General features: G+C 50.2%; 9 protein-coding genes. 2 read left to right on the forward strand and 7 right to left on the reverse strand.

Annotated elements, in window-relative coordinates:
- Positions 1-25: 25 nt before the first annotated feature.
- The gene (locus tag FPE01S_RS08485; RefSeq protein ID WP_046368291.1) at positions 26-1,648 is read left to right on the forward strand and encodes a GH35 family beta-galactosidase; all 1,623 of its coding nucleotides are present in this window, start codon (positions 26-28) and stop codon (positions 1,646-1,648) included.
- Here the strand turns inward: FPE01S_RS08485 and FPE01S_RS08490 are convergent.
- Genes FPE01S_RS08490 through FPE01S_RS08505 form a run of 4 tightly spaced genes read right to left on the reverse strand, consistent with a single transcriptional unit; the run spans position 1,642 to position 8,605 of the window.
- Positions 1,642-3,024: a glucuronyl esterase domain-containing protein gene (locus tag FPE01S_RS08490; protein WP_046368292.1), complete on the reverse strand. Its 1,383-nt coding sequence runs from the start codon at positions 3,022-3,024 to the stop codon at positions 1,642-1,644. The genes FPE01S_RS08485 and FPE01S_RS08490 overlap by 7 nt on opposite strands.
- Entirely contained in the window at positions 3,021-5,003 is a 1,983-nt protein-coding gene (locus FPE01S_RS08495; RefSeq protein ID WP_046368293.1) for a sialate O-acetylesterase, read from the reverse strand. Before FPE01S_RS08495 ends, FPE01S_RS08490 begins: the two co-directional genes overlap by 4 nt.
- Positions 4,972-6,060 (reverse strand): glycoside hydrolase family 43 protein, encoded by a 1,089-nt coding sequence (locus tag FPE01S_RS08500; protein WP_046368294.1) that lies wholly within the window; start codon positions 6,058-6,060, stop codon positions 4,972-4,974. Before FPE01S_RS08500 ends, FPE01S_RS08495 begins: the two co-directional genes overlap by 32 nt.
- 19 nt (positions 6,061-6,079) lie before the next feature.
- Positions 6,080-8,605: a glycosyl hydrolase 115 family protein gene (locus FPE01S_RS08505; protein WP_052955681.1), complete on the reverse strand. Its 2,526-nt coding sequence runs from the start codon at positions 8,603-8,605 to the stop codon at positions 6,080-6,082.
- 87 nt (positions 8,606-8,692) lie between these two features.
- Here FPE01S_RS08505 and FPE01S_RS08510 point away from each other — a divergent pair, with 87 nt between their 5' ends.
- Positions 8,693-9,742 (forward strand): LacI family DNA-binding transcriptional regulator, encoded by a 1,050-nt coding sequence (locus tag FPE01S_RS08510; RefSeq protein ID WP_046368295.1) that lies wholly within the window; start codon positions 8,693-8,695, stop codon positions 9,740-9,742.
- On the opposite strand, the gene FPE01S_RS08515 is transcribed toward FPE01S_RS08510, so the two are convergent.
- The 3 genes from FPE01S_RS08515 to FPE01S_RS08525 form a co-directional block, all read right to left on the reverse strand.
- A complete protein-coding gene (locus FPE01S_RS08515; RefSeq protein ID WP_046368296.1) occupies positions 9,726-10,757 on the reverse strand; it encodes a LacI family DNA-binding transcriptional regulator in 1,032 nt (343 codons plus the stop codon). The two genes, FPE01S_RS08510 and FPE01S_RS08515, sit on opposite strands and share 17 nt — an antisense overlap.
- Positions 10,758-10,882: 125 nt before the next feature.
- Positions 10,883-12,109 (reverse strand): hypothetical protein, encoded by a 1,227-nt coding sequence (locus FPE01S_RS08520; protein WP_046368297.1) that lies wholly within the window; start codon positions 12,107-12,109, stop codon positions 10,883-10,885.
- On the reverse strand, positions 12,106-12,555 hold the full coding sequence (locus tag FPE01S_RS08525; protein ID WP_046368298.1) for a Rieske (2Fe-2S) protein: 450 nt from the start codon (positions 12,553-12,555) through the stop codon (positions 12,106-12,108). Before FPE01S_RS08525 ends, FPE01S_RS08520 begins: the two co-directional genes overlap by 4 nt.
- Positions 12,556-12,568 lie beyond the last annotated feature (13 nt).

The following is a 12,568-nucleotide window of genomic DNA, read 5'->3' on the forward strand; positions in this document are numbered from 1 at the left end:
TGTATTTTGTTCCAATTGCTGCTTTATGGTTATATTGAGACGACTGCCACTGCTAAGTTCCGGTTTGTTTTTTCTCCTTCAATTTTATTCCACCATCTGCTATGCCCAGGGTCAGCCCGCTATTCCCCGGCTGGTGCAGCGTTCCGGCAGAATGCAACTGGAGGTGAATGGTCAGCCCTTTCTGATTTTGGGTGGAGAACTGGGTAATTCGAACGCTTCCGAGATGGCTTACATGCAGCCTTACTGGGCGAAGTTCGACACGATGCACCTGAATACTGTTCTTGCACCTGTTTACTGGGAATTGCTGGAGCCGGAAGAGGGCAGGTATGATTTCGCATTGGTGGACAGCCTGCTTCAAACAGCAAACAGGAAGCATCTGAAACTGGTACTGCTGTGGTTTGGCACATGGAAAAACAGTATGAGTTGCTATGCGCCTGGCTGGGTAAAGAAGGATACCCGCCGATTCGCGAGGGCTGTAAATGATAAAGGGGCAACGATGGAAATACTCTCCGCATTCTCCCCGGCAAACCGGGATGCAGACCGGAAGGCCTTTGTTGCGCTGATGGAACATCTCCGTCAATATGATTCGCAGCGCTCGGTGTTGATGATACAGGTGGAAAATGAAATTGGCATGCTGGAAGCTGCGCGGGAAAAATCGCCGGCCGCCGATAAAGCTTTTGAAGGGGAGGTACCTGCTGCGCTGATAAAGTATCTGACCAGTAATAAAGACGTGCTGATGCCGGAATTTCGGGAACGCTGGGCAGCGGCCGGCTTCCGCACCGTTGGGAACTGGGAAACAGTTTTCGGGAAAGGTTTAGATACGGATGAGATCTTTCAGGCCTGGCACTACGCAAAATATGCTGGCGATATTGCCGCTGCAGGAAAAAAGGCTTATCCTTTGCCCATGTTTGTGAACGCTGCACTGAATCACCGGAATGTATTGCCCGGTCAGTATCCGAGTGCAGGCCCCCTGCCACAAGTAATGGATATCTGGAAGGCCGCAGCTCCTGCGATCGATCTGCTTTCCCCGGATTTTTATAATCCAAGGTTCCGGTATTATTCCGACCTGTATATCCGTGGAAACAATACCCTGTTCATTCCGGAGATCTGGATGCATCCTGACAACGGAGCAAAAGCTTTTTATGCATTCGGGCATTATCATGCGCTCGGTTTCTCACCATTTTCGATAGAATCGACCAATAGCGCTGGCAGCGAATCCATCGGCAAAAGCTATGCGGTACTGGAGCAACTTGTGCCGGTGCTGGCTGCCATTCCCAACGACCGCGTGGAGGGCATTCTGCTGGATACCGCCACTAAAAAACAAAGTGTGCATTTTGGGGGAAATACCATGCAGGTAAATCACGATTATACGCTTAACTGGAGCCGGGAGGCATCCTTGCCCAACTGGCCTGAGGGCGGCGTGATGATCGTTCAGTTGGATAAGGACGAGTATATTTTTGCAGGAACAGGGTTTGTCATAACTTTTCCACCATCAGTGGGAATACTGCAGGCGGACGAAGGAAAATTTGTAAATGGTCAATGGAAACCAGGCCGCAGGCTGAATGGTGATCAGACACACCAGGGTCGGCACATCAGGATTCCGGTTGGCAAATGGGGTATTCAGCGGGTGAAGTTGTATTCCTACTGATGCTTTGATTTCTCCCAGTATTTGTTTACAAAAACCAGAAAGGCTGACCAGTTCGGTAGGTTGGTATGTCCGCCAAAATGCTGACGGAATGCAATATCGCCATCGTCGAGCAAAGTCCCCAATGGCGGCAGGTTTTCGCGTGATGGTGTAACAAGACCCCTTGCATGCAATATGTCATATACCGGAGACGCATAGACTGCTGCGAGATATAACCCTTTGGCATCAATCCAGTTGCCTTCCACCGCCGGATTTCCCACACCAATAAAAATCGGACGTGGTGCAGCCAGCGCCACCAGTTCATGTGCGTCCACTGGAAGATCTGCTGGCGTCAATGGGCCGGCATAACGGATGAAATTGCCCGCAAACCAATGGTATTCTGCAGCCGAACAAAGGTTTTCAACCTGTTCGCCGAATTGCCGCCTGAGTATTTTTCCGCCGCCGGCTCCGGATGAGCCAATAAAGCCCGCTGAAAACCGCCGGTCATATGCCATCGTTACCAGTGCAGCCTTCCCGTAACGGGACAATCCCTCAATGGCAACCTTGTCAGCTGCAACTGCGGGGTATTTTTCGAGGTAATCGAGAACACGCGATGCTCCCCATGCCCATGCCCGGAGTGTGCCCCAATCCCCAGGTTTGCGATAATCACCCTTATTCATCAATCCGATAATTCCCGATCGCAGCCCGGCTCCGTTATCGGCCTGGTAACTCGCCGGAATCAGTACAATAAAGCCATAGCCGGCCCGAATGCACTGCTCTTTCCAGTCCAGTGCGGGCTCCCCTGATGGTTGTTCCGGGAATTGCATACCTGGCGGTAATCTGAACCCGTAGTGTATGATGACGGGAACCGGATGCGCAGATTTTTGCGGCAGCACGAGCGTCATTTCAATATTGACATCGATCCGGGGACATCTGCTGTTGTCTACATGCCCGGTAATCTCCTGTACGATTACTGGTAAGCCGCCTATCACAGAGTCGGTGCTTTTTATAATTCTCCAATTGACAGCAGGTGTATTGTCAGGCATAACACCATAAATCTCTTTATCAAAAAGCTGTATCAGTTCCTTGCGGCGACTTTGCCATTGATGCTGGTTTGTGACCCGGGCACCATTGACAAATTGCAGGGGATCGGGAAGGTGGTCGTATGCCGTTGCCCTGGATTCATCGCTGTTCGCAGCATTGGGTGCTTTAGGATCGCCCGATGGACCGGGGCGCAGTCCGGTTATACCGAGTTGTGAAAGCATTTGCTGGTGATCAGCTGCCGATGTCTTCTGAATGATTTCCATTTTATTTCTCCACGCTGAGTCAAGCGGCTGAGCAGCCAGACCAGCAGAGATCAGCAGGCAACAGAAGCAGGCAAGCAGCGCATTTGTTTTCATTTGCTTTTCGTGGTGTTTAGAAAGAATGGCGTTGCCGGTAAGCCTGCTTTATTGGTGAGGTTTACCGGTGGGTTGTCTGACCAGGCATATCTTACATATCGTATATCGGATACATCGCCTTTATCCTGTTTCTCGAGTATGATTTCGTTACCGTTTATCCTGGCTATAGCCGGCCGGAATGATTTATCGCTTCCGGCAATCTCAAAGCATCGCGGGGGGAGACCATCAGCAGAGACCAGCCCTGTGTGCAGTTTTTCAAATAGAATTCGAATTTTTTTCCCCGCTACTATGACAGTTGAGGCTCTCGGTCCTGTGAAAACTGTATTTTTCCCATAGGTGATATTCAGCGCGGCCAGTGCGAGCCGCTCTCCCACAGTTGATTTGTTCAGCGGATGCAGATCATTTGAATCGCCGGCATCAATAGTAGTTATCATTGCAGTTCGCGGCAGGCTAAGAGCAGCTGCCTGTGCAGCCCTTAATTCTGCCCAGGCATTCGTTTCCGGAGCGGCGTAGGCATCCCGGTAGTTTGGCAGTTGTACATAGACAAAGGGCAACAGGGAATCATGCCATTGTTGTCGCCAGCTGGTGATCATTGCCGGAAAGAGATTCCGGTAGGTGTCTGCTTTTCCGACATTGGATTCTCCCTGGTACCACAGGAAACCGCGGACCGGCCAATTCCCCAGCGGTGCAATCAAGCCATTGTACAAAGCAGCGGGCTGATATTGCGGACGGACCGGATCAGGAATCAGTTCAGTCGCGGAAAACCGGAGCGCAATTTTGTACTTCCAGGCTCCTTCCAGCCTTATACTGTCTTTCCCGGCCAGCAGGTAATATGACTTTCCTGGTGCAAATCCACCTTTTAACTGGTGGTTAGTGATCCTGACGCAGATTGAGTTGGTGCCTGACTGCAGCAGTCCTGCGGGGATAGTATATCTCCGTGGCGGATATTGATACCCGGTACTTCCAACAAGTGTTCCATTCACCCACACTTCATCAGCATCTACAATGCGTCCCAGGTAAAGCTTAGCCGGCAGGTCAGCCTGTTCCTGGGGTAGCATCAGGTCTTTACGGAACCAGATGACACCATCCGTAGCGGGTATGCCCAGATCTTCCCAGAAACCGGGAACCTGGATGGATGCCCATCCTGAATCAGCAATGGAAGGCATAAACCAGGGTTGGCTTCCCGAAAGGCCGCTGTCAGTAGCGCGGCGCTGTTGTTCCTGCAATGCCGTCTTTTCCTGAATTGACCGGATTTGCTGGAATAGCGTTGAGGTATCCAGGTTGTCAGAAATCTGTTTTGCCGCATCGGGAAATGCGGTGAGCGATGTTGCCGGCATCCAGGCTTCGATCGGTGTACCGCCCACTGCCGTGATGATAACGCCGACGGGTATGTTCAGTTTTTTAAACAGAGTCCTGGAAAAAAAATATGCCGTTGCAGATAATGAAGGGATGTTGGAACGATTGACCACCTTCCAGGAGGCGGCGGGAAGTTCAGGCATCGGACCAGTCAGGCCAGCCTGTATGGGCACAGTGTAAAACCTGATCAAAGGCCATGAAGCACCTTCAAGCTCATCGGGATACATTTCGCGCACGCGATCCATGGGCAATACCATGTTGGATTGCCCGGCACAGATCCAGACTTCACCGATAAGGATATCGTGAAAAGTTAATGACGCCTGTCCGGAAGTTCCGGATGTTACGGTGAGCGTATAAGGACCTCCTGAGGCAGATGCCGGGAGCGTGAGGCTGAACTTTCCGTTTTCACCACTTTTTGTTTTATAGGAATTGCCGCGCCAGGTGATTCCGATGGATTCACCCGGGCGACCGCTGCCGCTGATGATGATCGGTTTGTCGCGCTGCAGCACCATGCTGTCCGCCCAGGGGGCATTCAGCCGGATTTGTCCGAAACAAGAAACGACAAACAGGAGCAGGACGGAAAATAGTAAACTATTTCGCGTGGATCGGTTGAATAGAGCCATCTGCATTATAGTATAAAGGCGCTACCTTAACGTTCCTCAGATGCGTTTTACCACTTTGCTGCACGTCATGGTAAAAGATATACCACTGATTGCCTACGGGCAATATGGAATGGTGGTTGGTCCATCCTTCCACAGGGTACAATATAATTCCGCGATAGGTAAACGGACCGGTCGGACTGTTACTGGTTGCATAGCAGATATTGTGCGTATCGCCTGTGGAATAGCTGAAATAATATTTCCCCTGGTATTTATGCATCCAGGCGGCTTCAAAGAAACGCTTGTCATTATTTTTCTCGAGGAAGGGTTTCCCCTTTTCGTCCACTAACTGCAGTTCTTTTACGGGTCCGTCAAATTGCTTCATGTTTTTGCTGAGTCTGGCAAAGCGGGGAAGTATGGCTGCTTCATCAGGTTTGCGGAGCGGCGCAGTGGAATCGTAGTGGTTGTTGTTCCAGCGTTGTAACTGTCCTCCCCAAATGCCCCCGAAATACATATAACTGGTGCCGTCTTCATCCGTAAACACACAGGGATCAATGCTGTAGCTGCCTGGAATGGGCTGCTGTTCAGCTTTAAAGGGACCTTGTGGTTGCGTGCTGGTGGCGACACCGATACGGAACACGTCCTTTTTGTCTTTAACTGGAAAATAGAGATAATAGGTACCATTGGCATAGGCGGCATCGGGCGCCCAAAGTTGACGGCCAGCCCAGGGAACATCGTTGATGGAAAGTGCAACGCCGTGATCAGTTACTTTTCCTCCGATACTATCCATAGACAGGATATGATAGTCCATCATGTTGAAGTGATCTCCATTGTCATTTTCTGGCGTTCCCGTGGCAGTATCATGCGAAGGATAAACATACACCCGGCCATTGAATACATGGGCTGATGGATCGGCGGTAAAGATGTAAGAAACAAGCGGTGGATTTTGCGGTGGCTGTTTTGCGGTTTCCGTTACGGACGAATCCTGTGTCGGAGTTTCCTTGTTGTCAGAGGAAGAAGGTGAACCGCAGGCAAAGTAAAGGCATGCGAAGGCAGAAAGCAGGCTGAGATGGCGCATCATATGTGTTAAGATTTGTTTTTTATTGAGGTGGCGAAGGCGGTGCACCCATAAGGCTCGGCGGAACTGTGCCGGGGTGGATGATCACCTTTTGCAGGAGGATGCCCGGATCGAGCGGACGGTATCGGAACGTGTGTTTCCCTTTTCGCATCTTACCGAGTGGAAATTCATTGCGGATAATGTTTTCGGCTACCCATCTCTCCCATTCCTGCTGCGGCACCGGATGTGGATTGAAGACCAGTTGCCGCTCAGGGCCGCCGTCAACTGAAACGGCATAACGGAGTCCGCCGCGGTCCGGGAAATCAAGCGTTGGCGAAAAATATAGTGTTGCTGTCAGGCTGTCAGCGGGTGCGGCCGTAAAATTATATTCCAGCCAGCAACTGTCATCAGCTGGTGAAATGGTAACGGGGAATGTTGTCATGGCTGCTCCCTCGCGGCCGATACCGTCTATTTTTTTCCAGTGAACGCGCTTGCCATTTTTCTGCAGGTTGAACCGGGCTGCAAGAAAGCTGTATTGATCAGGAGCAGGCAAAGATGATGCAGTCATCACCGGTCTGCTGACAGGAATCCCGGTAGTATTGATGGAAACCTGCGGCATACTGTTGGCTTCAGGCTGTTGCCAGTAGGTGTATCCGATATGGGTCTGATCCATGAAGTGATCCCATTTGCCACCATTCAGCGCGTGATAACTGCGCGTAAGGAGTGAATCCTCGCGATAGTACCATCTGACACTGTCTGCCATCTGGTTTACCCGCTGATCGTTGGTGGCGGCGTATAGTTGGTTCAACGCAACCGCGTGGTACATCTCCTGGAGATTACACCTGGCCTCAATGGGGTGTAATACGAGTTGAAAGTAAGCGCTGGAGGTTTCTTTCGGCAACAGGAGTGCGATGGTTCTTGCCTGGCTACGGATATTGCGCCAGGCCTGCAGCACGCGTTCGGCCTCGCTGTAATGAAGGAGGCTATAAGTGCCTGCATGAAGTAGTTCCGGTTTGGGATGTGCAGATAGTATGCTATAGTGCCACAGCAGATCTCCAACATCCTTGCCATGTTCCCTGCCAAATATTGATGATGCCCATTGCTGCGCATGACCACGCAGGTCATCGGCGTCAATTGCAGGTGGATCCCAGGCGTAATCCAGGAAGAACTGGATGGGATATTCCATTGGCTTCAGATCTCCGACATTTACAATCCAGATCTGCCTGGCCTGGTATTCCCACGCGAGATGCATCTGTTCCCACACCTTGGCGATATTGTTGGTGTTCAGCCATTTATAGTTCCTGGGGTCACCTACGTAATCGAAATGATAATAAATGCCATAGCCGCCTTTTCGGGAAGCCGTTCCGGCTGGCGGAAGCCTGCGGATGTTTCCCCAGTTATCGTCACACAATAAGAGTGTGATATCATCGGGAACCCGCATGCCTTTATCGTAATAGGCCTGGACCTCCTTGTACAATGCCCAGAGTTGCGGGGTTTCTGACGCCTGTTTGCCGGTAGCTGCAGATATGATTTCCCGCTGGTCTGCAACAATTCTTTCCAGCAGAGCAATTGCTGTTCCCTGCGTCATCGGTTCATCACCGTCGCCACGCATGCCTACGGTTACGATTTTTTCATTGGTGGCGCGTTCCATGCCAGCTTTCCAGAACATTTTCAGACGAGCGGCATTGCTGTCATAATTCCACGCGCCTTTCCCGAAACGACGCCATTCATCATGTGCGCGCATCAGGGGCTCGTGGTGCGATGTTCCGATTACCATGGCAAATTTTTCCGCTGCGCGTATATTTTCGGGATCATCTGCATAAAATGCATTGCCCCACATGGCTGGCCAGATATAGTTTCCTCTTAGCCGGAGAATAAGTTCAAATACCTTTTCATACAACCGGTGATTAAAGCCGCCGAAAGTTTTGCGCGTCCAGTTGGCCAGCGCAGGTGCTTCATCATTTAGAAAGATTCCCCTGTAGCGCACGCGCGGAGCATCCGCTTTAAACCATCTGCTGTTCAGGTATAGCTGGTCCTGCCGCTTGACGGGCACGTCCGCCCACCAGTACCAGGGAGAAACTCCGCATGCCTTAGATAGTTCGAAAATGCCATAAGCTGTTCCGCGGCGATCATTTCCGGTTATTACCAGTGCTTTTTCCAGGCCGGGAACAGGATGGTCCACCGTGCAAATGAGATATCCCTCCCATTTACCAGTGAGGCTGTCGAGCCTGAGTTTGCCTGTTCTGATCAGCATGGCTATCAGGGCCGATTTATCGGCAGAACCGATAATTACTGCAAAACGACCGGGGGGTGGCGAAGATAGGGAACGGGAAAGAACTGGCTCACGGCCACTGACATACCTGAGATCATTATTAAGAAGTTCAGTGGCGGTGGTGACGACTTCATGGTCGTTACTGTCTGCCCAGATGGCTGCCGGCAGGGTTTTGTCAAAAAGCGGATAGTGGCCTTCAGCAGGCGAGGAAGCGACAAGATTACCTTGTGCAATAGCAGGCACCCAAATCGAAAAAGTTAACAGGATAGTCAAAATGACCTTGGGCAATCGCTTCATGCTCCTGAATTTACGAAAGTAATCCAGATATGCAACCGATTGCAGAGATTTTGGCGGCAGAACTGCAAATTTCACCAACTTGCAGGAATGAGCGGAGAAGTTACCATCTATGATATTGCGGAGAAGCTTGGTTTATCAGCTGCCACGGTAAGCAGGGCGCTTAAAGACAATCCTGCCATCAACAGCAATACCAAAAAGAAGATCAGGGCTGCGGCAGAGGCTATGGGTTACCGGTCCAACAGGTTTGCCAGCAACCTGAGAAAACGAACCACTAATACCATCGGCGTAGTGGTTCCCCGGCTGAATAGTAATTTCATGTCGACCGCTATTTCCGCCATGGAAAAAATGGCTTCTGATGCCGGGTATTCCCTTATTATTGTGCAGTCACTTGAATCTCCGGCAAAGGAGATTGCCAATATCAGGACGCTTTTCAATTCCCGCGTGGATGGTTTGATGGCTGCGTTGTCATCCGAACAGGAAACTGATATTGATTTCAGGATCCTGACCGATCGGGGCATCCCGGTGGTCTTTTTTGATCAGGTTCCTTCAGGTTCTAGTCAACCCTGCATCATCATAGATAATGCGCAGGCTGCCCATGCGATCACGATGCATCTCATCGGGCAGGGCTGTAAAAGGATTGTTCATCTGACCGGTAATGTAAAACGATTTGTTTACCGTGAACGGCTAAGCGGCTATAAGATGGCATTGCTCGAAGCAGGTATTCCATTTGATGAGGAACTCGTGTTGCATAGCGACCTGACGGAACTATCGGCTCCGGATATTGCCAATCGTATACTGGAAATGGACGGGAGGCCGGATGCACTATTTGCAGCAAACGATATGAGTGCTGCAGCCTGTTTAACGGCTTTCCGGGAACGGGGACTATCAATTCCCGGTGATATTGCGGTTGCAGGCTTTAACAACGACCCCATATCGCGATTGATGCAGCCCAATATTACGACTATCAATTACCCCGCTTACCAGATAGGGGCAACGGCCGCCACCTACCTGTTAAATCACCTTACCGGAAAATCGAGCCTGCAGGCGACCAACAAGGTGATCCTGCATGCTGACTTGCTGGTCAGGGAATCGACAATGCGTCTTCCTCACAATGATCAGCTCAGGTCTGTTTTTTGAGGGAAGAGCCTCTGATCACGAGCTCCGAGTTGATGATAATGGTATTTGTCATGTTGATGTCTGTGATACCCTGAAGATGGTGAATGATCTGTCTTGCTGCAACCTGCCCGATCTGGAAGCCCGGATAATCGATCGTACTTAGTTTTGGATTGGTGACTTTACCGATCATATCGTTATTAAAACCAATGATCGCAATGTCTTCAGGGATGCGCAACCCGGCTTCTTTTATCACTTGCATGACGACAGCAGCACACATATCGTTGGTGATAAAAACAGCATCAACAGCCGGACTGATGGCCAGTATGGCATTGGCAGACCGTACCGCAGCTTCTTCCGACAGGCTGTCCACTACAAGGAGATTATCTTCATATGGAATATTGTTTTCCCTTAGTGCAGCGCTGTATCCCCTGAAGCGTTCGGAATATACATTTCGGCTAAGCGAGGAAGTTATATGGGCGATGCGGCGGCACCCCTGTTCAATGAGATGGGAGGTTGCGTTATATCCTGCCCTGTAGTTGTCGATAATTACTTTTGTTCCCTCACCCTGTTCAAATACACGGTCAAAAAATATGACAGGCAATCCTTTATCGAAAAATTTGCGGAAATGATTAAGGTCTTTTGTATCAAATGACAGCGAAGCGATAAGGCCGTCTACTCTTTTGTGAAAAAGGTTTTCCGCGTTTGCGGCTTCTTTTGCGGCGTTTTCGGAGGAGTGGGTAATAATCAGATCATAATTGGTTTCTGCTGCGATGTTTTCAATACCTGACAGAACAGAAGTAATAAAACTACTGCGCAGTTCGTGAACCATAATGCCCAGGGTGTTCGTCCGCTGGCGGCGGAGGTTGCTGGCAAAAGTATTTGCCCGGTATCCGAGATCATGAGCCGCAGCAAGAATCTTTTTACGGGTTGCACTGCCAATGGATGTGTGATTTTTCAGGGCCCGGCTGACAGTCGATGGGGAGACGCCCAGCTTATCGGCAATATCATAGATCGTAATGTCTTTTTCCAATCCCATAGTCTGTGTTTCGCAATCGGTTACTTTCATTAAAGTAATGGAAAATTCCGATAACTGGCCAGGCGATTATTTATGCCTTTAACAACTCTACACACGCTTCCCTGCTTATTCAGGTTATGAATTGATCAGAAATAGGTGGAGAAGCCAACCTGGAATGCTGCAAGATGCGAGGGCGGATTACCCAGCAGGTCATGCTGCCAGTTATACCGGTAATTGATCCGGAATACCGTTTGAGGGGTAGGCCGCCAGCTGATGGCCGGCACCAGGGAAAAGAGGTCGTCTGCTATATTACCTCCGGTTGACTTAAATGTTCCTTTATTCCAGTCAACGTATTCAACTCTCAAAGCTGCATTCAGAACGGCCTGCTCAAAACCGAACATCGGCCTTTTGACGACCGGTTGTACGAAGTCCACAAAACCGCCCTGTTGCTTCCTTCCAAACTGTTCCGTATAGTTGTCCGGCATGTCAACGTTCACCCAGGCCCACTCGCCGGTTATCACTGTATTCAGTCGGGGAAGGGTTGAGTTGAAATCAACTGCAAAAACATTCAGCTTTCTTTTTTTGTCGAGTGTGATGCCTTCGTCACGGAATTTATTATAGACGCCGCCCATATACGAAATGCCCAGTTCTCCTATCTTCCTGTTCTTGATGGCAACCTTGCCGGTAAAGAGCGGAATGCCGTTAAAGCTTTCTTCAAAGCGATCCCGGTTCATTTTGGTTGCCGGCAGAAAGGTCCGGTTTTCACTGTTGGAGATAATCTTGTCATCAAACCCATTGGTCAGGTAGAGTTCATACCCGTACACCCAGTTTTTATTGTATTTTTTGCCATAAATGCCGAAGCCGACATTACTCCAGGTGGCAGGCAGCATTTGTGTTGCAGCAATCGGCCGGTCAACAAATTCCCATTTGGGGCCGTCATGATTCTGATTGAAAGCGCCGATCGGATTCATTACAACGCCTCCGCGCAGGTTCAGCAATGGAACGATTTCCAGGTCAACTGATGCAAACTCAATATTGATCTCCTTGGTGCCATCTTCAAACTCTATCTCCGTAAGGAATTTGATCCGTTTCGAAATCGTGGAGGAAACAAAAAACGTTAGCCGGCGCATCTGGAACTGGTGACCTTCTGACACACCATTCTCATTCAGGTATTGATAGTTCGCCTCGATATACCCCCCCAGCGCTACGGGGAGTTTTCCCAGCTGCATGAACGGCCGGCTGTACACCGCATCCATATTCATCCTGACTGAATCGGTTTTAGTCTGCGGATTACGCAGCAGTTCCGGATCAATCTGGGCTTTTGCCTTACTGGTGATCAGGAAGATAGTAGTTGCTATGAGAAAATTTTTCATCTTTTCCGGAGGTCAATGAAGAGTTGATTGCTGGATACGGAAACGGGAAACGTCCTGAGATTGGTCTCTGCCGGGCCATTGGTAACGCGGCCGCGGTTGTCGTATTCACTGCCGTGAGCGGGACAATGCAAATAGTCTCCAGCTACCTGCACCTCAGCTCCCTGGTGGGCGCATTGCATCCACAGGGCACTGTAGTCGTTTTCGCTGAAGCGGTAGATGCAGACAGGAAATTTGAGTGCCTCATTTCTGACGACGATATAGGCGCGCCATGCGGTTGTTTTCCCGTTCTGCACAATCCGGAAGGCATCTGTGTCCACCAGCAGTCCATTTTCTTCCAGCCTTCCTGAAACATTTGACATCGGCGCGCAGGAAGCGAGCATACTGCCGATACCCCCTGCAGCGAGGCACGCAGCGCATCCTCTGGATAAAAATTTTCTTCTGTTCATGAATTGCGAAAAA

This window comes from Flavihumibacter petaseus NBRC 106054 (assembly GCF_000974785.1).
Lineage (GTDB): Bacteria > Bacteroidota > Bacteroidia > Chitinophagales > Chitinophagaceae > Flavihumibacter > Flavihumibacter petaseus.